We start from the raw sequence: 23,301 nt of genomic DNA on the forward strand, positions 1-23,301 counted from the left end.
GCGGGCGGAGCGGGCGAACACTATGAACGCAATGATCGACGACTGGTCCCCGCATGCGGCGCTTCCTAACATCACGGTTCGCAGCGCAACTTTGCACAGCGAACTCATAGGAGCCGCTCCCGTGACAACAATCGACGCGCACGTGCCGGTACGCCGACGGCTCTCGGCCCCTCGCCACCGGCGGGCACTCCTGGCCGTCGGCGTGGCCGCGACACTCTTCGGCACGCTCGGCAACGCCCCCGCGCCCACGGCGGAGACCGCGCGGCCGGCGGTGGCCGCCTGCCCGTCCGACCTGGTCGGGCAGGCGACGTGTTACACCGGCCAGGACAGCAACGGGGCGTACTACGCGATGGCCGTCCCGACGCACTGGAACGGATCCCTCGTGGTGCACGCGCACGGCGGACCCGATCTCGGCGACGCCTCGGACCCGGCACGCAGCACCGACGACCTGGGGCGTTGGGCGGTGATGGTCAAGGAGGGATACGCCTGGGCCGGTTCGTCCTACCGCCGCGGTGGCTACGGAACCCGGATGGCCGCCGCCGACACCGAGAACGTGCGCAGACTCTTCATCGCGGAGTTCGGCAAGCCCAGGCGCACCTACGTGCACGGCCAGTCCTGGGGCGGCGACGTCGCCGCCAAGGTCGCCGAGACGTACGGTAGGCGCCCCGGCGCCTACGACGGCGCGCTGCTGACGAGCGGCGTCCTCGGCGGCGGTTCGCGCGGCTACGACTACCGGGTCGACCTACGGGTGGTCTACCAGTACTACTGCCACAACCACCCGCGCCCGACGGAGCCGCAGTACCCGCTGTGGCAGGGGCTGCGCGTGGACTCCACCATGACGAGCGCCGGCCTCCGTGCCCGCCTTCAGGAGTGCTCGGGATTCGCCTCCGCCCCCGCCGAGCGCACCGCCCTCCAACAGCGCAACCTCGACGACATCCTGGCCGTCACCCGCATCCCGGAGCGCTCCCTGGAGTCACATCTGCGGTTCGCGACCTTCACGTTCCGGGACATCGTGTCGAGCCGGCTCGGCGGCCGCAATCCCTTCAGCAACCAGGGCGTGCGGTACACGGGTTCGCACGACGACAAGGCGCTCAACGCGGGCGTCGAACGGTTCTCCGCCGACCCCACCGCGCGCCGAGACCTCTCCTACGACAGCGACCTGACGGGCAAGGTCTCCCTTCCCGTCCTCACCCTGCACGCGATCGATGACCCGACCGCCTTCGTCGAGCACGAGGCGGCCTACCGCGCCACCCTCCAGGGCGCGGGCAGGGGCGGCAACCTCGTCCAGACCTTCACGAAGGAGACCGAGCACAGCGCGCTGAGCGACTCGGAGTACGCGAACTCCATTGCAGCGCTGGACACTTGGGTCCGCCACGGACGCAAGCCGACCGCTCGCTCGCTCGCGGCTTCCTGCGCGGCCTTCGACCGGAAGTACGGCAGCGGGTGCTTCTACGACCCTTCCTTCCGGCCCGCGTCGTACGCCTCTCGGATCCGACCCAGGCCGGGCGGACTCGCCTGGCCCGCGATGACCGCGAAGCAGGAGCGGGCGTGGAGCCGGATCGACGGGGTGGGGATCGCTCCCTGACCACGGCTGCCGGAACCGTACCCGCGCTCACCGTGTCGTTCGCGGTCCGCGCGGGGCCCCGATCTCCCGTGTCCGCCAAAGAGGATCAAGCCCGGGTGACGTTGTGTGGGCGGCTCCCGGGCGAGGGGATGTCTGTGCCTCGGCTTCGGGGGCAGACGGGGATGGATCGGATGTGAGCGTCACCCGGTCGTGGACCGCCGCGAGGCGCCGAGCCGTGGGAGCGCCGATGTCGACCGCAGTACCGGGAAGAACAGTGGGAGCGACCGGTGAAGAATCCGAGGCGGTCCGGCCGGGCCGCTCGCCCGTGTTGCCCCGCGGTACCGGGAGCACGGCGGCGCGCATCGGTGTACTGACCGTCTGTCAGGCCGCTCTCCTGGTGGGCTTCGGGCTCCTGATCACGGGCCCCGCTCGGAACGTGTGGCCGCTGACGGCCGAGGACCACGTCAACGAGGGGTTCGAGCGGATCCGTACGGGTCCCCTCAACACCCTCTCGTACCTCGGATCGGAGGCGGGCGACACCCTCACGGTGATCGCTGTCACCCTCGGTCCGCGACCCGGGACACCCTCGTCCCCGACGGCACCGGCACGAAGGGCGTAGCGGTGGAGTTCCGCACCTTCCGGCGGGCCGAACTCACCTTCGCCGTACCGCGGTCGCGTGAACTCGACGGTGACCCGGTGTCCCACGGCAGGCGTCTCACCGCCGAGGTCAGCCCCGGCGCGCTGACCGTGCTGCTGCCCAGCCGGGAGAAGTGAATGGGTACCGCCACCAAGGTCCCCGAGTCCCGTGACATGACCGGCGACGACCTCGCGGCCGACGAGGCGCTGGTGTCGCTGCGCCGCTACGGCGGCTGGGCGCTGCTGCGCGACTCCTTCGTCCGGTTCCGCTACGCCGACGGCTTCAGCCATTCCCGCGCGCTCGCGCCGCAGACGGTGCTGGCGGTGATCCCGCTGGCCATCGCCTTCGTCGGCCTGTCCACCGCGCTGCACACGGAGAACGTCGGCAGACTCGCCGAACTGACCATCCACCGCATCGCGCAGGGCCCCAGCTCCGACGTCGTCGACGGCGCCCTGGACCGCGGTCGCCACAGCGCGGGCGACGGCGATCGGATAGCCCTCTGGTTCGGCCTGCCCTTCTCCCTGGTCAACGTGACCACCGCGATGTGCCAGATCGAGCGCGGCGCCAACCGGATCTACGGAAACGAACGCGACCGTCCCTTCCGCCAGAAGTACCTGCGCGGGCTGGTGATGTCGCTGAGCGCGGGGATCCCGCTCGGCTTCGGCTTCGTCGTGATGGTGGCGGGTGGCGACCTGGCCGCCGCGGCGGCGACGGTGTACCACCTCGACGGTGACGCCAGGACCGCCTGGGAGATCCTGCGCCGGCCCTTCGGCCTGCTGCTCGTCCTTCTCTCGGCCAGCGCGATCTTCCGCCGGTCCCCTCGGCGCCGCCAGCCCGGTTACACCTGGCTGGCCTTCGGTGCCGCCGTATACCTCGTACTGTGGACGGCTCTGACCTGGCTGCTGAGCCTGTACCTGAACTTCAGCGGATCCTTCGACGCGGTCTACGGTCCGCTCAGCGCCTTCATGTCCCTGTTGCTCTGGGCCTATCTGACCTCCATCGCCCTCTTCCTGGGCCTGTCCTTCGCCGCCCAGTTGGAGGCCGCGCGGGCGCTGCGGCCCGGACCGATCACCGCCGACCCGGGAGTGTGACCGATGGTCCGCGCCACGGCCCAGCGCCTTCGCGACCTCCGTCGTCGGACGGCCGACCGGCGATTCGGCGTCCACCTGCTCGGTTCGGCCACGGTCGCTGCCGTGGCCGCCGTCCCCTTCGGACTACTGCTCGTCCTGGTCGAGGGGCAGTGGCAGCCGCTGCGTCGTCTCGACGCGGGCGCCGCACGGCGGTTGAACGAGACGGCCCTCCAACACTCGGCGTGGACGGACGTGTTGCGGTTCCTGTCCGACCGGGTGTGGGACCCGGTCACCCTCCGGACGGCCGTGGCACTGCTGACCGTATGGCTGTTGTACCGCCGGGCCTGGCGCCTCGCCGCCTGGTCCGCTGTGACTGCCACCGCCGGTGGACTCATCGGGCTGCTGGTCAAAGTGCTGGTCGAGCGGGCGAGACCGTCCTTGGAGGATCCGGTCGCGCACGCACCGGGATTCTCTTTCCCCTCGGGGCACGCGATGACCGCGACGACGTCCTTCGCGATTCTGCTGCTGGTCCTGCTGCCTGTGGTGCCGCGCGCTCTGCGTGTGCTGTGCTGGTGCGTCTCGGTCGTGTCCGTCGTCGGCGTCGGCTTCACCCGTGTCGCGCTCGGCGTGCACTGGTTCAGCGATGTCGTGGGCGGCTGGCTCCTGGGCCTCGCCGTCGTCGCCCTCACCACATGGGCCTTCGAGGCCTGGCGCACCGATGCGGGCCGCGGACCCGCCGGATTGAGCGAGGGACTGGAGCCCGAACTCACCGACGCCCGACCCGAACCCAGCCCCTCCGCGCGGCAGCTCGGCGACCGATCCGGGCGCGACTGACAGCGCACGTCGAACAACCGGTCCGTCGACGGCGCCGCTCTCCTGCCCGTGGAGAGCGGCGCACGCCGGGACGCTTTCGGGTCAGGCCGGCTGCCAGGAGAGGATCGCCTGATACTGCGCCTCGATGCCACCGGCCGCGATGATGCTCGACGGAATCTGATCGGCCGCGGTGATGTCGTGGTTGCCCTGGATCAGGACGCCCTTGTTGTCGTAGTCCGAGGGACCGTTCGGCCAGTAGTTGCCCTCGATGTCCGTAGGGTCGTAAGTCCCGTCCCCCGCGGTGTAGTTGCCGTGTTTGCTGCCCCAGGGGGAGACGTTGATGTTCCATACGGCGTTGCCGAGGATCGACACGTAGGTGGCGCCGTTGTCGGTGTACAGGATGTGGCCGCCGGAGGTGTTGAGCTGGTCGTGGACCACGTTGCCGCTGACGTGTTCACCGGTGGCCATGGACGTGCCGGTGATGCCGTTGGTGTAGACGGCTCCGCCGTCGCCGAGGAGCGACATGTGGTCGTAGATGAGGTTGTTCGAGATGGTGTTGTCGTTGGAGTAGTTGGGCTGTGCGGGCAGGCTCACCTTGTCGGGCCAGCCGCCCCAGCCGATGGAGATGGCCGTGTAGGGGACATGGTCGATCTGGTTGTGGGTGACGGTCGACGTCTCGATGTACCCGGCGTCGACGGCGACTCCGCCGTGGTACTCGGCGGCGATGTCGTAGAAGTGGCTGTCCTTCACGGTGATCCCGCTGGTGTGCTGGGCGGAGCTGCTGGGCAGCGGGATGTCCACCCCGCCGAGGTCGAGGCCGTTGCCGGAGATGTCGGTGAACACGCAGGCGGTGACGGTGGCGTTCTGCGAGCCGTCGCCGAGGTCCAGTCCGGCCGCGCCGAGGTGGACGAAGTAGTCGTGGTCGAAGTGGATGCTCTTGTCGTAGGTGAAGCGCACCGCGGCGGGCATTTTCGTCCAGCTGCCGTACGGACAGGTGCCGCCGGGGACGAAGTCGCACAGGCCCTGGGTGGCGTAGCCGTTGGTGCCGGTGACCTGGTAGGTGGCCTGGATCTCCGAGAAGCCGGTGCCGGTGTTGGAGGTGGTGTAGTTCGCGTAGCTGAACTGGATGCCCTGGAAGCCGACATGGCTGGGTTCGTCCGAGGCCTTGCCGGAGGACGCCATCAGCGTGTCGAGTGACGGCGCCTCGACATCCGCGGTGGCGAGGTTCTCCCCGGAGCGCGGGATGTAGTAGAAGCGGTGCTCGCTCTTGTCCAGGTAGAACTCGCCAGCCTTGTCGAGCAGTTCATAGGCGTTCTCCACCGCCGTCGGCTTCTCGGTGATGGACTTGCGGCCGACCAGGTTGTAGGTGCGGCCGGAGTCGTCGGTGCGCATCACCCGCTGGGTGGAGTTGTTCCAGCAGGGCTGGGCCATGGTGATGGCCGTACTCGTCACCGAGGCGACGGGGCAGCGCGGCTCGGTCCACAGTCCGAGGCCGCCGCGGTAGACGAACTCGATCGTGGACGGGTTGCGCCAGCCGGCCATCGGGTCGCCGGCCGCCGTGGTGTATCCGGTCGCCGTCTGGGTCACCGACACCGGCAGCGAGCCTGTCGCGCGCTGGGCGCGCACGCCGTCCACGTACAGCTGCCGGGTGTCCAGTCCGGTGGGGGCCGGAGCGGACCAGATGTCGCTGCCGGTGCTGGTTCTGGCCCAGCCGGTGATGTGGGCACCGCCGCTGATGGCCGGGGTCTGTCCGGCGGCGGCCTTCCACCACACGGTGCCCGCTGTACCGCCGCCCGAGTCCGCGGCGGTGAAGGTCAGCGTCTTGGTCAGCCGGTAGACCCCACCGGCCAGGGTCACGGTGATCGGGCCGGACGTCGATGTGTCGATCGCGCGTACCGCGGTCTGCGCCTTGGCGAGGGTGCGGAAGGGGGCGGCGCTGGTCCCGGGGTTGTCGTCGCTGCCGCTCGGCGAGACGAAGTAGCCGACGGCGGTCGCCGCGTGTGCGGGAAGGGTGAGCGCCCCGATCGGCAGGAGTGCGCAGACCAAGGCGGCGACGACACGGTAAGACCCGATGAATAAGCGGAGCTTCTTCGCGGACTTCCTGACGTGAGCATGCCCTCTAGTAGGAAACATGCTGGAAAGTTAGGGGTGCCGAGCTGAGACGTCAATGGCCGTGACGGTGAGACATCGGATCAATTGGTTATGGTGTCGAACCGCGACGGAGGCCGGGACGACGTCCTGCCGACCTGCCGAGAGGCAGTGCTCGACCACGAACTCCCACGACGTCCTCGCAGACGGCCTTGACCGGAAGGCCGGGTCCCGACTGGCGGCGGCCTTCGGTCCATTCGTCATTCCGCGCGATGCCCGTCCGTCGACGACGACCGGGGCCCGGTCGCCTCCGCGATCGCGCTCGGCTACGAGGGACGCGTGGTCTGCCGGGATGTGACCCTCACGGCAGAGCGTCGCCTCGCTCAGCGGTCGCGCCATGGTCGGCCCGGATCGCCGCGATCACCATGGCGGTGGTGCGGTCGAGGTGGCTGCGGCCGTCAGGGAGTTCGGCCGTCGGGCTGATGTAGCTGCGCGGCCCGAAGTGAGTGGCCGGGTCGAGCCGACGCACGGTGATCTTCCCGGCGCGAACCGCCCTGTTCCATCCGCTGCGACGGAACAACCGCCAGCGCTGAGGGAAGATCCAGGCTCCGATCTGTTCGATACGGTCGTTCGCGCTGGTGAGTCGATACAGGTGCCCGGCATGGGTGAGGTCGTTGGCGCCGTTGTGGAACCCCCCGAGTGTGATCAGCAGAAGCGGGCAGCGCAGCTGGGTGTGCAGTTCGTCGACCGCGCCGGTGGCGACCTGGGCGCCGCCGCTGTAGCTGAGCAGCACCACGGTCGTACCGCTGCCGGGCCGGTAGCCGGCCAGCCGGAGCTGAGCGGCGATCTGTGAGCCGACGGCCTGGTTGTACAGCGGGCGGTAGCGGTGGTCGGCGGCGACGAAGGTCTGCATGACGTTGTGCAGGAACAGCAGCAGCCCGATGCGGCGCCGCAACCACGCCCACACCGGCCGGTCGGCGAGCGGGTCGGCCAGGGGTGAGTACGGCTGAATCTGCCCCAGCACGCGCAGCCCCGGCGCTCCGGCGATCAGGGCCTCGACCAACTGGCCACCGTCGCGGCTGTCACCGACTCGGCGTTTGCCGATGCCGTCGAGGTAGACCAGGTACGCGTCCGGGGGACTGTCAGGGGCCGCGCCCCGGGCGTAGGGCACGCCTTCCGGGAGTGCGTCGACAGGGGCCCGCCAGCCGGCGCCGTAGGCCAGAACCTCGTAGCGGGCCAGCAGGGCTTCGGCCAGCAGAACAGGTCCGATCACGCATGCCCAGAGCAAGAAGTCGTTCATGCGACCGACTCCCGCACTTCGGCTCCGCTGATTCTGAAGACAAGACGCCGAACGGCCTCCACGGCGAGAGCGAGCCCGGTCCCCGCGATGGCGACACAACCGGCCGCGCTCCACCAGCCCAGCCCGCTCGCCGTGGCGAGCGGGCCGACCAGATCCGCCCCGACCCCCGCGAAGAGCATGAAGTGGAGCAGGGGCCCGAGCCACGGGAACGCGAGGACGGCCGCGAGCACCAGCGGGGCGGCCAGGCCCGGTGTCCAGACCAAGACGGGACCCGGCGGTGGCGAGGACACCACCGCCTCGGCCAGGGTCCACGCGGTCAGTGGCCACAGGGCGAACACGATGCCCTCGACGAGGCCGGCGGGCAGCAGCAACCCGGCCACGAGAGTCCGTGACATACCGGGCCGGCCGGCGACCAGTGGCAGGATGCGCCCGGCGGCCTCCGACACTCCGGCGATCAGCAGCAGCACAACGACGGTCGACGACATCACTCGGCCTCGCTGTGCCGGCTCGACGGGGACAACCGGCCGACCGGGTCGGCCGCGTGCAGGTAGCGTTCGAGTTCGTCGGCGGCGCGCCGATATCCCCCCGCCTCCCGCTGGGCGACCCGCAGGGTGCCCGCGGCTGTTCGGAACCGGGGCTCGTCGAGCAGTTGCCGGGCGAGGGCGCGCACCGAGTCCTCCGTGACGTCCTCGGTGTGGATCGACAGGCCCGCGCCGAGCTCGACGACACGCCGGGCCACCATCGGCTGATCGGCACCCTGCGGGACGACCAGCAGTGGAACCCCGGCGTACATGGCCTCGTTGACACTGTTCATCCCGCCGTGGGTGATGAACAGCGCCGCGCGGGCCAGCACCTCCGGCTGCGGCACGGATCGGCGGGCGAACACGTTGGTCGGCAACGGACCCAGCGCCTCGGGATCGGTCTGCCCGGTGGAGACGATCACGGACCCGCCGAGGGGAGCGACAGCGGTGGCCAGGGAGCGCAGCAACCGCGGTTCGGCGTTGAAGACCGTGCCCAGCGAGACGTACAGCACCGGGTCCCGCAGCCGATCGGCCGGGAACGACGGGTCGAGGGGACGGGCGCCGATGCTGGGGCCGACGAACCGATAGGACTGGTCGAAGTCCTCGACTGCGGGCTGGAACGCCCGTGAGGTGTAGACCAGATTGAGCGGCTGGCGGATGTTCGCCAGGTCGAGGAGGGGCAGACCGCGCGCGTCGAAGTGGCGGTGCAGTGTCCAGCGGGACCGTACGTACCCCTGGACGCTGCGGGGCTGAGCCCTCGCCGCGGTCAGCAGGTCCCAGGAGCCGTGGGTGGGGCTGGGGACATGCTCGTTGAGGGCGAACGTGGTGAACGAGGAGGCGGCCGGCACCGTGAGTTCGCGGGCGGCCACCGCGCCCCACAGACAGGCGCTGTCGTGGACGATCAGGTCGGGCCGGTCGCGGCGCAGATCGGTGAGCACGGCGGGCAGCAGACGGACGGCGGTGCTCGCCAGCGACTCCATCCACGAGACGGGTGTCGGCGGATCGGGGAGAGGCTGGTCGCCCCCGGGGTACAGGTACACCGTCGCGCCGGTCGCCTCGATCTCCTTACGGAACGCGGGCGAGGTGTGGTAGCTGACGGAGTGGCCGCGCCGGACGAGCTCGGCCACGACCGGCAGCGTCGGGTTGATGTGCCCGTGCATGCCGATGCTGAGGAACGCGATGGTACTCACAGGCCGACCCCCGTAGTGGAAGAAACCGATGCCCTGCCCGGGCCGGTCGATGTCGTCGAAGGGACGTCGGCCCGGTACAGCCCGGGCCCGCTGATGCGCAGCCCGTCCAGAAAGAGCCCGGCGGTGAAGCACGCGGTGTCGATCAGCCGTTGGGAATGGCCGAAGTCCCACGGCGCGGGCCAGTCCTCGATGCCGGTCGGGAGCACGACGGTCGGGATGTGCTGCGACACCTCACGCAGGTCACGTTCGATCTGATGGTGCAACAGCAGCAGCCCGGCCCTGCCGGCGATCGCGCCGGCCCGTCGGCGCGGAAGGGCGGCGGGCAGCGGCGAACTCTCCGGACCCGCCGCCACCACTACCACGCTGGCCGCCCCGGCTTGCAGGGCCGCCAGCACCGGGACGTAGGCGATCACTCCGCCGTCGACGAGGGTTCTGCCCGCACGGTCCACCGGGGGCAGCATCCCCGGAATGGCCGCGCTGGCCAGCAGCGCGGATTCGAGATCTCCCCGATCGAGCAACACCTGAGCGCCGGTGACCAGGTCCATGGCCACCGCGGTGAACGGGACCGCCAACTGCTCGATCCTGGACGGCAGTTCGGCCCGGGCAATCAGTCGACGAAGGCCGCGATCCGTGAAGACGCTGGTCCGTGAGGACAGACGGCCGAGCGGATACACGTCACGGCGACGCAACCGGGTCCATACGTGGTCCAGCCAAGGGGCTGCCCGGTCGGGATGTGCGGCGGCGATGGCCCCGTTGAGGGCACCCACCGAGGTTCCGACGATCATGTCCGGGACGAATCCGCGCTGCTCCAGGGCGTACCCGACACCGATGTGCGCCGCTCCGAGCACGCCACCGGCGCCCACCACCACGGCCGCCGGACGGGGAAGCGCGCGCAAACCCGCCGTCTGCGGGGTTCCGCGCGGTCGGTCCGAGTCGCCTCCGTGGAAGGCGAAGTCCGCTGAGGAGACTGATCTCCGGCGACGAGCAACCCTCATGATCCACCCTTCCTCACCATGGGCACCGAATCGGACTTGTTTCCCACCTACGACCGGACGGCAGCACAATGTGTGACACCGTTGGTCCGGCGTGTCCGGCGTGTCCGACGGAGCCGCGATACGGAGACACCCCGAGCCGTGAAGCGGACCGCGTCAGTGGTGCATGAGCAGCACGATGGCCGTTCCCATCGCGGTCGATCCGTGCCAGAAGCGGTCGCAGGCCCCGCCGATGTCGGTGGAGACGCTCCCGCCGCCCGAAGTTCCGAGGAGCCTCGGCATGTCCCGGGTGAGCGACCGCAGAGCGTAGGCCATGAGGCAGAGCGTCAGCACACCGGTGACCAGGTCGGCGGTCCGCATGTCCGCGACGCCGCCGTGCCGCAACGGCATCCACGCCATGGCGACCATCCCGACCGCGTAGGGCGAACTCCGCACGAGCCCGGCCGGCGCGGGGCCCCGGCGGCTCAGCACCGCGGTCAGTGGGAACCACACCGCCGCGGCGGCGAAGAACACCACCTGCCCCCGCGCCGGCACTTCGCCGAGCCGGTGCCACGGCATCACCGCCATGGCCGACGCCATGACGGTGTGCAGCAGCTGGTCGCCTCGGTCGCGCCACCCGGGACTTCGCCGCAGCACGACTTGCCGCAGTGCGTAGCCGGCCGAGGCCGTGAACAGCACGGTCAGCATGACGTGTACGACATCAGTGGCGCTCATGCCAGGGGACCGTCAGGCAGTCGGCCGTGGGGCGCGGAGATGGGCCCGCTCGGCCAGTTCCTTCTCCTCGACCAGTTCGAGCATGGGCTTGCCGGGCGCGCACAGCATCGTCACGACGAAGCGGGTGCGCGCGTCGGTCAGCGCGTTGCCGTCCTGGTAGTGGATCGGGTCGCCGCCGGGCTCCCAGAACGTCCCGCCCGCCTCGATCACGCACTCGGGCTCGCCCTCCATCTCGAAACGGACGGCACCCTCGACGACGTAACCGAACGCCGGTCCCGAGTGGCGGTGGGGCGGGCTTCCCGGGTCCCCGGGCTCCCACTCGACGAAGATGGTCATCGCCGACGCGCCCTCGGGGACGGTGAGCGGTGCGGTGTCCTGCAACATCTTCGCCGCCGTCTTCCATCCCTCGGCGGGGGTCCGCGGTTCGGTGCCCTGTGCTGTGTCCTGGTCCGACATGGGTCGGCCTCCCTCGGATTCACCCGGCCATGGCTGCCATGGCCGTCTCCAGTGATGACCGGGCTCCCGACGGATCTGTGACACCCCCCGCCGCATTGATGTCACAACCTTGGTACGTGTCTTGTCCTAGATGGTGTGAAAGGTCGGCGATGGCGCCGCCTCACGAAGCCATCAGCGGGGGTCACCGACCCCTCGGCGGGAAGGGCCCGGAATGCGAGTCGTTGTAGCAGGAGCCACTGGCCTGATCGGTTCCAGGACGGTCAACAGGCTTCGGGACCACGGTGTGGAGGTCGTGCGCGTGTCGCGCCACGAGGGCGTCGACGTCACGACCGGAAAGGGCCTCGACGAGGCCATGCGCGGCGTCGATGTCGTGGTGGACGTCACCGACACGCCCTCCCGCGGGGAGTTGGAGAGCCTGGAGTTCTTCGGTGCGGCGACCCGCAATCTCCTGGAGGCGGCGGCGCAGGCGGGCGCCGAACATCACGTGATCCTGTCCCTCGTGGGGGCCGAACGCCTACAGGCGGGCTACTTCCGCGCGAAGGCACTGCAGGAGGAACAGGTACGGCGCTCACCCATGCCCTACTCCATCGTGCGGACCACACCGTTCTTCGAGTCGGTGGAGTACATGTCCCGCGCGGCGACGTACGGAGACGCCGTCCACGTCGCGCCCGTACTGATCCAACCCGTGTCGGCGGACGACGTCGCCGCCGAGATCGCCCATGTCGCCGTGGGGCTGCCGCTGTTCGGCGTTCTGGAGGTCGCCGGTCCTGAGGAGCACCACCTCGACGACCTCACCGCGAAGCTGCTGGCCGCGCGCGGCTACCTGTGGGACGTGGTCCCCGACGCCCACACCCCCTTCTTCGGGGCGATGCTCGGGCACCGGGCGCTGCTGCCCCGCGCGGACGCACACCTGGGGCACGAGACCTTCGCCCAGTGGCTCGCACGGCGATGAGGCCGATCACCCCCACGCCCCACGTCCCGACAAGGAACAGCCATGAGCGAGCTTGACCAACTACCCGACCAGGACGCCGAGGAGACCGCCGAATGGCAGGCGTCGCTCGACGCCGTCGTGCGGAACGCGGGGCCGGACAGAGCCGTGTACCTCATGCGGCGCGTGCACGAGTTCGCGGCCAGGACGGGCGTGTCCCTGCCCGGGCTCCTGACCTCCGACTACCTCAACACCGTCCCGGCGTCGGCGCAGCCCGCCTTTCCCGGCGACATCGCCATGGAGTCCAGGATCACCGCCCTGAACCGGTGGAACGCGGCGGCCATGGTGACCCGCGGAGCCCGCTTCGGGCTCGGCGGCCACATCTCCACCTATGCCTCGGCGGCCTGGCTGTACGAGATCGGGTTCCATCACTTCTTCCAGGGCAAGGACGGCGGGAGTGGCTCGGGCGACCAGCTGTACTTCCAGGGGCACGCCTCGCCGGGCATCTACGCCCGGGTCTTCCTCGAAGGGCGCCTGAACGAGGCGCAGTTGGACGGCTTCCGGCGGGAGGCGGACGGCCACGGACTGCCGTCGTACCCGCACCCCCGACGGCTGCCGTGGCTGTGGGAGTTCCCCACCGTCTCCATGGGCCTCGGCCCGCTCGCCGCCATCCACCAGGCCCGGTTCAACCGGTATCTGCACGCCCGTGGCATCAAGGACACCTCCGCGTCGCGGGTGTGGGCCTTCCTCGGGGACGGCGAGACGGACGAGCCGGAGTCGACGGCCGCGCTGGCGCTCGCCGCCCGGGAACAGCTCGACAACCTCACCTTCGTCGTCAACTGCAACCTCCAGCGCCTGGACGGGCCAGTGCGGCCGAACTCCAAGATCGTGCAGGAACTGGAGGCCAGGTTCCGCGGAGCGGGCTGGAACGTGGTCAAGTCCCTCTGGGGCGAGGCCTGGGACCCCGTCCTGGGGCAGGACACCACCGGCGCCCTGGTGCACCGGCTCGGTGAGATCCCCGACGCCCAACTGCAGACGTACGCCGCCCGGGACGCCTCGTACATCCGCGAACACTTCTTCACGGGCGACGCGCTCTCCGGCCTCGCCGAGAGGCTGAGCGACAGCCGGCTGACCGAACTGTTCGGCAGTTCGCGGGGCGGCCACGAACCTCTCAAGGTCTACGCCGCCTACCGGGCGGCGGTCGAACACCGGGGCGCGCCGACAGTCGTCCTCGCCCAGACGGTGAAGGGGCACACACTCGGCTCGGCCTTCGAGTCCCGCAACGCCAACCACCAGATGAAGAAGCTGACCATGCGGCAGTTCCGCGAGATGCGTGACCTGCTCGAACTCCCCATCCCAGACAGCGCGTTGAGCGGCGACCTGGTGCCGTACTGGCACCCGGGCGAGAACTCGGAGGAGGTGCGGTACCTGCACGAGCGGCGCGCGGCCCTGGGCGGTCCCGCCCCGCTGCGCAGGGTGGTCCCGAAACCGTTGAAGCAGCCGCCGAGCCGCCCGTTCGAGGCCCTGGAGAAGGGCTTCGGACATCAGGAGGTGGCCACCACCATGGCTCTGGTCCGCCTGGTCAAGGACCTGATGCGCGACGATGAGACGGGACGGCGCTGGGTGCCGATCATCCCGGACGAGGCCCGCACGTTCGGCATGGAGTCCCTGTTCCCGAGCGCCGGCATCTACTCACCGGACGGCCAGACCTACGAACCGGTCGACGCGGACCAACTCCTCTACTACCGCGAGGCCAAGAACGGCCAGTTGATCGACGAGGGAATCACCGAGGCCGGTTCCATGGCCGAGTTCACCGCGGCGGCGACCTCGTACGCCACCCACGGCGAACCCATGATCCCGTTCTACATCTTCTACGCGATGTTCGGCTTCCAGCGCACCGGCGACCAATTCTGGGCGCTGGCCGACCAGTTGGGGCGCGGGTTCGTCATCGGGGCCACGGCCGGCCGCACCACGATGACCGGCGAGGGACTACAGCACGCCGACGGGCACTCCCATCTGCTGGCGTCCACGAATCCCGCCGCCGTGTCCTACGACCCCGCCTTCGCCTACGAGATCGCGGTGATCGTGCGCGAGGGCCTGCGCCGCATGTACGGGGAGCGGCCCGAGGACGTCTTCTACTACCTCACGGTCTACAACGAACCCAAGGAACAGCCGGCGATGCCCACCGCACCCGGAGTCGAGGAAGGCATCGTCCGGGGCATGTACCTGTTCCGACCCGCCGGTCCCGCGGGACCGGAACCACGGATCCAGCTGCTGGCCTCCGGTACGGCCATCCACTGGGCGCTCGACGCCCAGGAGTTGCTGCTGTCCCAGTGGGGCGTCCACGCCGACGTCTGGTCGGTGACGTCCTGGACGGAGCTGCGCCGCGACGCGCTGGACGCCGACAGGGCGCGGCTGCGGGGCGAGGAACGCGTCCCCCACGTGACGGCGGCGCTGGCGGACGCGCCCGGACCGGTGCTGGCCGTCAGCGACTGGATGCGGCAGGTGCCCGACCAGATCAGCCAATGGGTCGACCACGACTACACGTCCCTCGGCACGGACGGCTTCGGACTGTCGGACACCCGGGACGCCGTACGGCGCTACTTCCGGGTGGACGCCGAGTCGATCGTCGTAGCCGCCCTGGACGCTCTGGCACGAGCCGACGCGATCGATCCGGAGACGGTCGGGCGAGCGCGCGACCGGTACGGATGGCACGGATGACCGTCATGAGTTCGCCCTCGCTCGACCACGCGGGACGGGAATCCCAGGACGCCTACGCGGTCAGCGCGGAGTTCTACGACCTTCTGCAGGCGGAGCGGGACGAGGTCCGGGTACGTGCGCTGTACCGCGACGACGTGGCCAGGGCCCGGGTCGGTGTGCTGGACGTCGGCGCGGGCACCGGGCGTGTCACCCTGATGAGTCTCCTGGAGTCGCGCGTTCCCGTGCACGCGGTGGAGCCCGCTCGGTGCATGCGCACCCCGCTGATGACCCGTCTGGCATCCCTGAGCGCGGAGTTGACGACCCGGGTCACCGTGCATCCGTACGCGCTCGACGAGGCGGGGCTGCGCGGGGTCGCGGACGTGGCCGTGTGTCACAACACGGTCGCCTGCCTGCGTCCGGCGTCGCGCCGTGCGCTGTGGCCGGCCGTCGCCGAGGCCCTCGTGCCCGCAGGGGTGCTGCTCGTCCAGCTCCCGCCGGCTCGCCTCCCGCGGCACGAGACCATCCGTGCGCTGCCCACCCGGAAGATCGGCCGGCACGAGTACGGGGGAAGCATCACCACGTCGGCCGACGTGGACCGGATCCGGGCACGGTTCGACTACTGGGTGCGCGAGCACGGGCGCGTGCTGCGCCGGCACGACGAGACGTTCTGGATGTGGCCCGCCTCCCGAACGGAGCTGATCGCGGAACTGGAGGAAGCGGGTCTCGTCGCGCTGCCCGAGCGGCGAGACCCTTCCGTCCTGGCTGTACGACGCGCAGGGCGGTGACCTCCTGAACGGTGCCTCGCGCGTCACAAGTACGGGCACTCGTCGGTCATCCAGTCGTTCAGCCGTCGGTATCCGGGACGTCACGACACAAAGGTGCGCTCATCATGGCTTGCAGCACAGTTGGTCCGGCACCTCACAGCACCACGGGGGCCACACGGTGACCGAGTCGGTCCAGCCTCCCGATCTGTCCACCGAGCAGGACTTCGGCGGAGAGGAATTCGCTCCCCTGTACACCACGACGGTGACCGTGACCGGCGGGACGGCGGCCCACGGGAGAGCCTCGGGGAGGGCGCGCTCGGACGACGGAATCCTCGACCTCGATCTGCGGCTGCCCGCCGAACTGGGCGGGGACGGCCGGGGATCCAACCCCGAGCAGCTCTTCGCCGCCGGGTTCGCGGCCTGCTTCCACGGCGCGCTGAGCCTCCTCGCCCGACAGACCGCGCTCGACCCCACCGCGATCTCCGTCGAGGCGACCGTGGCCTTCGGCCGCGATCCGCAGGACGGCGGCTACGTCCTCCACGTCGACCTTGCGGTCCGATGGCCGGGCGTCGCCCCGGACGTCGCCGTGCCGCTCCTGCACCGGGCCGACGCGCTGTGCCCGTACGCGCGCATGGCCTGGCACGGTACGCCGACCACCATCACGCTGGCGTCCTAGGTTCCGTCGGACGGTGTCACGGACAGAGGCGGTGTCCGGTCTCTACTGATGCAGGCATGAGGCAAACCCGAAAGGAATTCCGTCATGAAGGTCGTAGTGATCGGTGGAACCGGGCTGATCGGTTCGAAGGTGGTCGCCGGGCTCGGCGAGCACGGGCACGAGGCGGTCGCCGCGTCGCCCAATACCGGCGTGAACACGCTGACGGGTGAGGGCCTGGCCGAGGTCCTGAAGGGTGCGGCGGTGGTCGTGGACGTGTCGAACTCGCCCTCGTTCGAGGATCAGGCGGTGATGGACTTCTTCCGCACGTCTACGAGCAATCTCCTGAAGGCGGAGACCGAGGCGGGCGTCGCGCATCACGTGGCGCTGTCGGTGGTCGGCACCGAACGCCTCCAGGGGAGCGGGTACTTCCGCGCCAAGCAGGCTCAGGAGGAGCTGATCAGGGCGTCCGGGAATCCGTTCTCGATCGTGCACGCGACCCAGTTCTTCGAGTTCGCGAAGGGGCTGGCGGACGGGGTCACCGTGGGCGACACCGTGCATCTGCCCGACGCGAAGATCCAGCCCATCGTCTCGGACGACGTGGCCGTGGCCGTGGCGCGTGCGGCGGTGGGGGACCCGGTGGGCGGCGTGGTGGAGGTCGCCGGTCCGGAGGCGTTCCAGCTGGAGGAGTTCGTCCGGATGGGGCTCTCGGCGCAGGACGACCCGCGCAAGATCGTCACGGACCCGCAGGCGACGTACTGGGGTGCCGAGTTGGAGGAGAACACGCTCCTGCCGGGTCCCGACGCGCACATCGCCGGGACGCGGTTCGTCGACTGGCTCACGCGGCAGAAGTAGACATCGTCCGTTCTGGGTGGCCATTCCCTCAGGTTCGTCAGGGAAGGGCCACCCGGTGCCGCCACCCATGAGAACGCGGGGGACAGCAAGAGGAGCACGATGGAAGAGACCCATGAGGAACGCACTGACATCGCGGCCACCGTCATGGCGCTGAGTGCCGAATCCGCCGAACTACAGACCCGTGTCACCGCGTTGCGGCGGGAACTGGTGCACATCAACGAGCGCATGACAGCCATCTCGACCACCCTGCACCGGCTTTCGCCTCCGTGGCATCAGGACGGAGCGCGTGAGCGGTTCTGGTGAGGAAGGATCGCGCCGGTCACCGGCGCGTCCTCGGAGCGGAAGTGAGTGGTCGACGCTGGGCGGGCGGGTGGCCGGCGTCGGTGGCGAGGACCTCTCCCAAGTGCGCGAGTCCGCCGGACTGGGCCGCCGCGAGGAAGGCCTGCACGAGGCGCCGACACGCGACGGAGTCCACAGGCTGCCTGCTGTGTTCCGCAGCGAGACGCTTCTGGGCCCGTGACCCCTGCTGCCTCGCATTCGCGACGCTCAGGCGCAGTATCCCGGAGATGCGGATGCCTCTCGGCCACCGCTTCCGGGGTCGCTTCGGTGTCAGCCGGTTCCGGGAGCCAGGGGCCGGCGCAGGATTCACGGCGTCTCCAGGCGGACCGGACGACGTTGACGGCCAGCCGGACAGTGGTGGTCCTGAGCAGCGCCGCGGGGTTCAGGACGACTGTGCGGTCTGTGCCCTGCCACCGAAGCCACGCCTCTTGGATGACGTCTTCGGCCTCGCCCGCGTGTCCGACGATGCGCCTGGCGATCTTGAGGAGCCCTGGTCGGACATGGACGAACACCGACGTCGCGTCGTCCAGTTCACTCGGCGCCGGGGTGGCCGTCATGCCCGCCCTCTCCCGACCTCGCGTCGCTTCGAGCCCTTGCGTGTCCACGACCGGCTCCTCTGCTCCGTAGGTCAGTCGCTTGAAAGGCGGCTGACATCACCGTCGCGCACGGGGGCCGCCGATCGCCCCTGGGAAGGCCGCAGGCGGCTGCGTGGTCGTGCCGTGGTGGGTTCGCGGCCCGGGCCGTCTCCTCGCTGACGCGGGAAAGCCGTCGCTCTGAGTCACTGCCGCCACCGAGAGTGACAACGGCCTCTCACGGACACCGCGCCGAGATCCGGGGACGTTCCCACGAACGCCGGTCTATCCTGATCAGGGAGGCTGCCATGACGAGTCGCGGTGCGTTTCCCGGACTCCTCGGGCGGCGAAACGAGTGCCTGGTTCTCGACGGCCTCTTGGCCGGCGCCAGGTCGGGGCGCAGTGGGGTCCTGGTCATGCGCGGTGAGGCAGGGATCGGGAAGACCGAGCTGTTGAACTACGTCGTCGAGCGTGCCACCGGTTGCCGCGTCGTCAGGGCTGCCGGTGTCCAGTCCGAGATGGAGCTCTCCCACGCCGGCCTGCATCAGCTCTGTGCCCCCCTGCTGAGCGGCATCGACGACCTTCCCGAGCCTCAACGCGACGCCCTCTGCACGGCGTTCGGGCTGCGTGGCGGTGCCGCGCCCGACCGGTTCCTCGTGGGCCTGGCCACTCTGAGCCTCCTCGCGGACGCCGGCGGGAACCAGCCGCTGGTCTGCCTCATCGACGACGCCCAGTGGCTGGACCGGGCGTCGGCGCAGAGCCTGGAGTTCGTCGCCCGCCGACTCCTCGCGGAGTCGGTCGTGCTGATCTTCGCCGTCCGCGCCCCGAGCGTCCGCGAACCGACCGTCGGCGAGCCGATCACCGGCCTGCCCGAACTGCCCGTGACGGGCCTGACCGAGAGCGACTCCCGGAAACTCCTCGACTCGGTCGTCGCCGGACCACTCGACCACCGGGTGCGCAGCCGCATCATCGCCGAAACGCGGGGCAACCCGCTGGCCCTGCTGGAGTTGCCCCGCGGGTTGGCCCCGGTGGACCTGGCCGACGGCTTCGTGCGCCCCGACGCGCGGCCGTTGTCCAGCCAGATCGAGCAGGGCTTCCTCCGCCGGGTCCAGTCCCTCCGGGCCGAGACACAACGCCTGCTGTTCACCGCGGCCGCCGAACCGGTCGGCGACGTGACGCTGTTGCGGCGTGCGGCCGAGCGGCTCGGGATCGCCGTGGACACCGCTGTGGAGCACGCCGAGGCGTCGGGACTGATCACCTTCGGCACGTGGGTGCGCTTCCGGCACCCGCTGGTGCGCTCGGCGGCGTACGGCGCGGCGGGCCTCGACGGGCGTCGCGAGGTGCACAGGGCGTTGGCGGACGCGACCGATGCCCGGCTCGATCCCGACCGTCGGGCGTGGCATCTGGCGTGTGCGACGGCCGGCCCCGACGAGACGGTGGCCGCGGAACTGGAGCGCTCGGCGGGCCGGGCACAGGCGCGTGGCGGAATCGCCGCGGCGGCGGCCTTCCTCGACCGGGCCGCCGAGTTGACCCCGGACCCCGCACGCCGGGGGGCCAGGGCGTTGGCAGCGGCGCAGGCCAAGTACCAGGCCGGCGCGTTCGACGCCGCGCGAGCGCTGGCGGACGTGGCGGAACTGGGCTCCCTCGACGCGCTCGGATCCGCACAGGCGAAGCTGCTGCGCGGTCAGATCATGTCGGCGTCCAAGAGCGCCAGCGCGGGTCTGCCGTTGCTGCTCGACGCGGCCAAGCGACTTGAGCCCCTCGACGCCGGGCTCGCCCGCGAGACCTACCGTGACGCGATCTACGCGGCTCTCACCGCCGGCCGCCTCCCGAAGGGCGGCGTCCTCGAAGTGGCGAAAGCCGTACTGAGCGCGCCGAGACCCACCGAGCCGAGGCGTGACGATCTGCTCCTGGAAGGCATCGCACGGCTCACCACGGAGGGCTACGCCGTGGGCACGCCGATGCTGCTCGACGCGCTGGCCGCATTCCGCACCGAGGAGGTCTCGGGGGAAGAGGGTCTGGGCTGGCTCCCGCTCGCATGCCGTTTGGCGCACAGCACGTGGGACTTCGAGAGCTGGTCCGTGCTCTCGGCGGGCCTGGTCGACCTGGCGCGCGGGACGGGAGCACTGACCGTGCTCCCGTCGGCTCTGCTGCTGCGCCTGTCGAACCGTGTCTTCGCAGGCGACCTCGCCGACGCCGACTCCCTTGTAGTGGAGGCGACCGCTATCGGCGAGGCGACCGGCAGCAGATTCTTCGCGCACTACGGGGCGCTGGTCGTCGAACCCTGGAAGGGCAGGGAGGCCGAGACCCGGCAGGCGATCGAGGCGATCACCCAGGACCTCCTCCTGCGCGGGGAGGGCAAGGTGGTGACCGCCACGCAATGGGCGGCGGCGGTGCTCTACAACGGGCTCGGCCGATACGAGGAAGCGTATGCGGCCGCCAAGCGCGGTTGCGAGAACCCACAGGAACTGGGTCTGTACCTCCAGTCGATGGTCGAGCTCGTCGAGGCCTCGGCACGCCTCGGAAGACCGGAGGACGCAGCCGAGACGGTCCGGACAATCCACGACATGGCCCAGGCCAGCGGTACCGACTGGGCTCTGGGTACCTCGGCCAGGACCCGTGCGCTGGTGAGCGACGGTGAGGCCGCCGACGCCCTGTACCGCGAGGCGATCGAACGGCTCGGCACCACGGAGGTCCGGACGGAACTGGCACGCGTCCAACTTCTCTACGGCGAGTGGCTCCGCCGCGAGAACCGGCGCGCGGACGCCCGCGCCCATCTGGCGGTCGCCCACGAGATGCTCCGGCAGATCGGGGCCGAGGCCTTCGCGGAACGTGCGCGACGCGAACTGCAGGCCACGGGAGCGAAGGTTCGTCAACGCGCCGCCGCGACGCACGAAGCCCTCACTCCGCAGGAGGCGCAGATCGCTCGTCTCGCCGGCGAAGGGCTGACCAACTCCGAGATCGGCGCCCAGTTGTTCATCAGCCCGCACACGGTCGAATGGCACCTCCGCAAGGTGTTCTCGAAGCTCGGCATCTCCTCCCGCAAGGAGATCCGCACCATGCGCCTCGAAGGCGAGGCGACGTCCGCCTAGACCCTGAGTCGCGATGAACCGGCCGGCGGTGGTCGGCACATCGAGCCGCCGCTGCCGACCGCGGGCAGACCCGGCGGGCACGGGGCCTGCCTCGACCGCGGCGTCCTCGTGCCCGATCGACATGCCGCAGAAGAGCAGCAGCATGACGGTCTGGAGGAACATGCCGGTGTCGGACCACTGGGCCGGGCCCAGATCGCGGTCGATGTAGCAGAACAGGGCGGTCGGCGCACCGAAGCAGTCCCAGTTCGCGGAGGCGGCCCGCTTGCGTGCCTCCACCTTCTCGCGGACCGACGCTCGTGGTACGGGGACTTGAGCGCGGGCGGGTACTGCTCGTACTCCGGCTCGTCCCAGGGCTCGCCCGCGACCAGGCGCTCGCCGGCCCGATCCGGACGGCGCCCAGTAGCTCCTTCGGGACATGCCGATCGGTGAATCCGCGTACCGCCCGCCGGTTGCTGACCGCCTCGTAGACGTCTAAGACCGTCCATCTCCTCATGGGTCACTGGTGGATTTCCTTCGTCGGTGTTTCCTTGTCCCTGTATTCCTGTGCCGTGGCTTTGGTGATCTGCGCGTTCTCGCCGTAGAGGCGCTCGCTGAGCCGGGCGCGCAGATTCCGGGTGCCGGGGTCGACCGGGCGGTACTGCTCGTGCTGGGTGAGAAGGTGCAACTGTTCCTGGGTGAGCGGTTCGTGGACCTCGACGAACTCTCCGTCGGGCAGGCGTTTGACGATGCCGGTCTCGCGTCCGTGCAGGACTTTTTCGCGGTCGCCGCGCTGAAGTCCGAGCGCCCAGCGCTTCGTTGCCGAATAGGCGGCGACGGGCACGACGAACAGACCGATGCGCACGGCCCAGGTCACCGACTCGACCGCGACGTGCAGACGGACGGCGATGATGTCGTTCCCGGCGCCGATCAGGGCCACCGCGTAGAAACTGAGCCAGGCGACGCCAAGTGCCGTCCGTACGGGGCGGTTACGCGGTCGGTCCAGCAGGTTCTGGTCGCGCGGGTCGCGGGTCACCCAGGACTCGATGAACGGATACACGCCCAGGGCGAGGAAGAAGCCGACCCCGGCGGTCAGCGGAATCAGGTTGTCGAGTGCCAGGGTGTGGCCCCAGAGGTTGATCTCCCAGCCGGGCATCACCCGCAGCAGTCCGTCCGCCACGCCCATGTACCAGTCGGGCTGCGACCCGGCGGAGACCTGGTCGGCGCGGTAAGGGCCGTACTGCCAGACGGGGTTGATCTGCGCGACCGCGGCGATGACGAAGACGGCACCGGTCACCAGCAGGAAGTATCCGCCGGATTTGACGGCGCGTACTTTGGCCGGGACGCCCACGATATTGGTGTTGGTGCGTCCGGGGCCCGGGTACTGGGTGTGTCGTTGGTGGAGCACCAGGGCGAGGTGGGCGGTCAGGAGTCCGACCATGAGGGCGGGGATGAGCAGCACATGGATGGTGTTGAAGCGGGCCACGAGTTCGTGGCCGGGGAATTCGCCGCCGAAGAGGAACATCGACAGATACGTTCCGATGATCGGGATGGAAAGGATCGTTCCGTTCACGACGGCGAGGCCGGTTCCGGACAGCAGGTCGTCCGGGAGGTCGTATCCCGTCAGTCCCGCGAACATGGCGAGGACCAGCAGCAGGAATCCGAATACCCAGTTGACCTCGCGCGGTTTACGGAACGCGCCCGTGAAGAACACCCGCATCATGTGGGCGAGTATGGAGGCGACGAAGACCAGTGCCGCCCAGTGGTGGGCCTGCCGGATCAGCAGACCGCCGCGGACGTCGAAGGAGATGTGCAGGGTCGAGGCGAACGCCTCTGACATCATCTGGCCGCGCAGTGGTGCGTAACTTCCGTTGTACTGAACCTCGTTCATCGACGGATGGAAGTAGAAGGTCAGATAGACGCCCGTGACGACGAGAATGACGAAGCTGTAGAGACAGATCTCTCCCAGCAGGAACGACCAGTGGTCCGGAAAAACCCGTCGCGACTTCTCTCTGACCAGGCGACGGACACCAAGACGCCCGTCGGCCCAGTCGGCCACCTTTTCACCGTTGCCCATG

The 23,301-nt window shown here is 69.9% G+C and carries 21 protein-coding genes and 2 pseudogenes; 13 read left to right on the forward strand and 10 right to left on the reverse strand.

Going from position 1 to position 23,301, the window contains the following annotated elements:
- The first annotated feature begins 130 nt into the window (after positions 1 to 130).
- The 5 genes from ACWIHT_RS04875 to ACWIHT_RS04895 all read left to right on the forward strand — a co-directional run bounded on the left by ACWIHT_RS04875 (position 131) and on the right by ACWIHT_RS04895 (position 4,105).
- Positions 131 to 1,585: a hypothetical protein gene (locus ACWIHT_RS04875; RefSeq protein WP_456164591.1), complete on the forward strand. Its 1,455-nt coding sequence runs from the start codon at positions 131 to 133 to the stop codon at positions 1,583 to 1,585.
- A gap of 226 nt (positions 1,586 to 1,811) precedes the next feature.
- Positions 1,812 to 2,183, forward strand: coding sequence for a hypothetical protein (locus ACWIHT_RS04880; protein WP_456164441.1), 372 nt, complete (start codon positions 1,812 to 1,814; stop codon positions 2,181 to 2,183).
- Between the two features lie 2 nt (positions 2,184 to 2,185).
- A complete protein-coding gene (locus ACWIHT_RS04885) occupies positions 2,186 to 2,338 on the forward strand; it encodes a hypothetical protein (RefSeq protein WP_456164443.1) in 153 nt (50 codons plus the stop codon).
- Positions 2,339 to 3,292 carry a YihY/virulence factor BrkB family protein gene (locus tag ACWIHT_RS04890; protein WP_456164445.1) on the forward strand — a complete coding sequence of 318 codons (954 nt, stop codon included), beginning with the start codon at positions 2,339 to 2,341 and terminating at the stop codon, positions 3,290 to 3,292.
- A gap of 3 nt (positions 3,293 to 3,295) precedes the next feature.
- Positions 3,296 to 4,105: a phosphatase PAP2 family protein gene (locus tag ACWIHT_RS04895; RefSeq protein ID WP_456164447.1), complete on the forward strand. Its 810-nt coding sequence runs from the start codon at positions 3,296 to 3,298 to the stop codon at positions 4,103 to 4,105.
- Positions 4,106 to 4,186: 81 nt separating this feature from the next.
- Here the strand turns inward: ACWIHT_RS04895 and ACWIHT_RS04900 are convergent, their stop codons facing one another.
- The 7 genes from ACWIHT_RS04900 to ACWIHT_RS04930 all read right to left on the reverse strand — a co-directional run bounded on the left by ACWIHT_RS04900 (position 4,187) and on the right by ACWIHT_RS04930 (position 11,345).
- Positions 4,187 to 6,130 (reverse strand): hypothetical protein, encoded by a 1,944-nt coding sequence (locus ACWIHT_RS04900; protein ID WP_456164449.1) that lies wholly within the window; start codon positions 6,128 to 6,130, stop codon positions 4,187 to 4,189.
- A gap of 403 nt (positions 6,131 to 6,533) precedes the next feature.
- Positions 6,534 to 7,472 (reverse strand): hypothetical protein, encoded by a 939-nt coding sequence (locus ACWIHT_RS04905; protein WP_456164451.1) that lies wholly within the window; start codon positions 7,470 to 7,472, stop codon positions 6,534 to 6,536.
- The gene (locus tag ACWIHT_RS04910; protein WP_456164453.1) at positions 7,469 to 7,957 is read right to left on the reverse strand and encodes a hypothetical protein; all 489 of its coding nucleotides are present in this window, start codon (positions 7,955 to 7,957) and stop codon (positions 7,469 to 7,471) included. The genes ACWIHT_RS04905 and ACWIHT_RS04910 overlap by 4 nt, the downstream gene beginning before the upstream one ends.
- Positions 7,957 to 9,183: a macrolide family glycosyltransferase gene (locus ACWIHT_RS04915; protein ID WP_456164455.1), complete on the reverse strand. Its 1,227-nt coding sequence runs from the start codon at positions 9,181 to 9,183 to the stop codon at positions 7,957 to 7,959. The genes ACWIHT_RS04910 and ACWIHT_RS04915 overlap by 1 nt, the downstream gene beginning before the upstream one ends.
- On the reverse strand, positions 9,180 to 10,079 hold the full coding sequence (locus ACWIHT_RS04920) for a patatin-like phospholipase family protein (RefSeq protein ID WP_456164457.1): 900 nt from the start codon (positions 10,077 to 10,079) through the stop codon (positions 9,180 to 9,182). Before ACWIHT_RS04920 ends, ACWIHT_RS04915 begins: the two co-directional genes overlap by 4 nt.
- Positions 10,080 to 10,331: 252 nt before the next feature.
- The gene (locus ACWIHT_RS04925; RefSeq protein WP_456164459.1) at positions 10,332 to 10,889 is read right to left on the reverse strand and encodes a DUF5134 domain-containing protein; all 558 of its coding nucleotides are present in this window, start codon (positions 10,887 to 10,889) and stop codon (positions 10,332 to 10,334) included.
- A gap of 12 nt (positions 10,890 to 10,901) precedes the next feature.
- Entirely contained in the window at positions 10,902 to 11,345 is a 444-nt protein-coding gene (locus ACWIHT_RS04930; protein ID WP_456164461.1) for a cupin domain-containing protein, read from the reverse strand.
- A gap of 211 nt (positions 11,346 to 11,556) precedes the next feature.
- Between ACWIHT_RS04930 and ACWIHT_RS04935 the strand changes: the two genes are divergently transcribed.
- From ACWIHT_RS04935 to ACWIHT_RS04965, 7 genes are all read left to right on the forward strand, one after another.
- Positions 11,557 to 12,297: an SDR family oxidoreductase gene (locus tag ACWIHT_RS04935; RefSeq protein ID WP_456164463.1), complete on the forward strand. Its 741-nt coding sequence runs from the start codon at positions 11,557 to 11,559 to the stop codon at positions 12,295 to 12,297.
- Positions 12,298 to 12,339: 42 nt separating this feature from the next.
- Positions 12,340 to 14,994: a pyruvate dehydrogenase (acetyl-transferring), homodimeric type gene (aceE, locus tag ACWIHT_RS04940; RefSeq protein ID WP_456164465.1), complete on the forward strand. Its 2,655-nt coding sequence runs from the start codon at positions 12,340 to 12,342 to the stop codon at positions 14,992 to 14,994.
- A 5-nt stretch (positions 14,995 to 14,999) separates the two neighbouring features.
- A complete protein-coding gene (locus ACWIHT_RS04945) occupies positions 15,000 to 15,758 on the forward strand; it encodes a class I SAM-dependent methyltransferase (protein ID WP_456164467.1) in 759 nt (252 codons plus the stop codon).
- 157 nt (positions 15,759 to 15,915) lie between these two features.
- Entirely contained in the window at positions 15,916 to 16,413 is a 498-nt protein-coding gene (locus ACWIHT_RS04950; RefSeq protein ID WP_456164469.1) for an Ohr family peroxiredoxin, read from the forward strand.
- An 84-nt stretch (positions 16,414 to 16,497) separates the two neighbouring features.
- Positions 16,498 to 17,244 carry an SDR family oxidoreductase gene (locus ACWIHT_RS04955; RefSeq protein WP_456164471.1) on the forward strand — a complete coding sequence of 249 codons (747 nt, stop codon included), beginning with the start codon at positions 16,498 to 16,500 and terminating at the stop codon, positions 17,242 to 17,244.
- Positions 17,245 to 17,343: 99 nt separating this feature from the next.
- On the forward strand, positions 17,344 to 17,547 hold the full coding sequence (locus ACWIHT_RS04960) for a hypothetical protein (RefSeq protein ID WP_456164473.1): 204 nt from the start codon (positions 17,344 to 17,346) through the stop codon (positions 17,545 to 17,547).
- 67 nt (positions 17,548 to 17,614) lie between these two features.
- The gene (locus ACWIHT_RS04965; RefSeq protein WP_456164593.1) at positions 17,615 to 17,764 is read left to right on the forward strand and encodes a hypothetical protein; all 150 of its coding nucleotides are present in this window, start codon (positions 17,615 to 17,617) and stop codon (positions 17,762 to 17,764) included.
- Positions 17,765 to 17,906: 142 nt separating this feature from the next.
- On the opposite strand, the pseudogene ACWIHT_RS04970 reads toward ACWIHT_RS04965, so the two are convergent.
- Positions 17,907 to 18,140, reverse strand: a pseudogene (locus ACWIHT_RS04970) (sigma factor); the annotation flags it as partial.
- Between the two features lie 323 nt (positions 18,141 to 18,463).
- On the opposite strand from ACWIHT_RS04970, the gene ACWIHT_RS04975 reads away from it, so the two are divergent.
- Positions 18,464 to 21,247, forward strand: a complete 2,784-nt coding sequence (locus tag ACWIHT_RS04975; RefSeq protein WP_456164475.1) for a helix-turn-helix transcriptional regulator — start codon at positions 18,464 to 18,466, stop codon at positions 21,245 to 21,247.
- A gap of 93 nt (positions 21,248 to 21,340) precedes the next feature.
- Here the strand turns inward: ACWIHT_RS04975 and ACWIHT_RS04980 are convergent.
- Positions 21,341 to 21,740, reverse strand: a pseudogene (locus ACWIHT_RS04980) (nitroreductase); the annotation flags it as partial.
- Between the two features lie 3 nt (positions 21,741 to 21,743).
- Positions 21,744 to 23,300: a cytochrome bc1 complex cytochrome b subunit gene (gene qcrB, locus ACWIHT_RS04985; protein ID WP_456164477.1), complete on the reverse strand. Its 1,557-nt coding sequence runs from the start codon at positions 23,298 to 23,300 to the stop codon at positions 21,744 to 21,746.
- Position 23,301 lies beyond the last annotated feature (1 nt).

This window comes from Streptomyces sp. NPDC002276 (assembly GCF_053891435.1).

Bases quoted from the DNA above. Each gene is read 5' to 3' on its own strand.
- ACWIHT_RS04880 (WP_456164441.1), top strand. From the start codon at position 1,812: ATGTCGACCGCAGTACCGGGAAGAACAGTGGGAGCGACCGGTGAAGAA.
- ACWIHT_RS04925 (WP_456164459.1), bottom strand. From the start codon at position 10,889: ATGAGCGCCACTGATGTCGTACACGTCATGCTGACCGTGCTGTTCACG.
- ACWIHT_RS04955 (WP_456164471.1), top strand. From the start codon at position 16,498: ATGAAGGTCGTAGTGATCGGTGGAACCGGGCTGATCGGTTCGAAGGTG.
- ACWIHT_RS04975 (WP_456164475.1), top strand. From the start codon at position 18,464: ATGACGAGTCGCGGTGCGTTTCCCGGACTCCTCGGGCGGCGAAACGAG.
- ACWIHT_RS04935 (WP_456164463.1), top strand. From the start codon at position 11,557: ATGCGAGTCGTTGTAGCAGGAGCCACTGGCCTGATCGGTTCCAGGACG.
- ACWIHT_RS04945 (WP_456164467.1), top strand. From the start codon at position 15,000: ATGAGTTCGCCCTCGCTCGACCACGCGGGACGGGAATCCCAGGACGCC.
- qcrB (WP_456164477.1), bottom strand. From the start codon at position 23,300: ATGGGCAACGGTGAAAAGGTGGCCGACTGGGCCGACGGGCGTCTTGGT.
- ACWIHT_RS04930 (WP_456164461.1), bottom strand. From the start codon at position 11,345: ATGTCGGACCAGGACACAGCACAGGGCACCGAACCGCGGACCCCCGCC.
- ACWIHT_RS04890 (WP_456164445.1), top strand. From the start codon at position 2,339: ATGGGTACCGCCACCAAGGTCCCCGAGTCCCGTGACATGACCGGCGAC.
- aceE (WP_456164465.1), top strand. From the start codon at position 12,340: ATGAGCGAGCTTGACCAACTACCCGACCAGGACGCCGAGGAGACCGCC.
- ACWIHT_RS04905 (WP_456164451.1), bottom strand. From the start codon at position 7,472: ATGAACGACTTCTTGCTCTGGGCATGCGTGATCGGACCTGTTCTGCTG.
- ACWIHT_RS04895 (WP_456164447.1), top strand. From the start codon at position 3,296: ATGGTCCGCGCCACGGCCCAGCGCCTTCGCGACCTCCGTCGTCGGACG.
- ACWIHT_RS04910 (WP_456164453.1), bottom strand. From the start codon at position 7,957: ATGTCGTCGACCGTCGTTGTGCTGCTGCTGATCGCCGGAGTGTCGGAG.
- ACWIHT_RS04960 (WP_456164473.1), top strand. From the start codon at position 17,344: ATGGAAGAGACCCATGAGGAACGCACTGACATCGCGGCCACCGTCATG.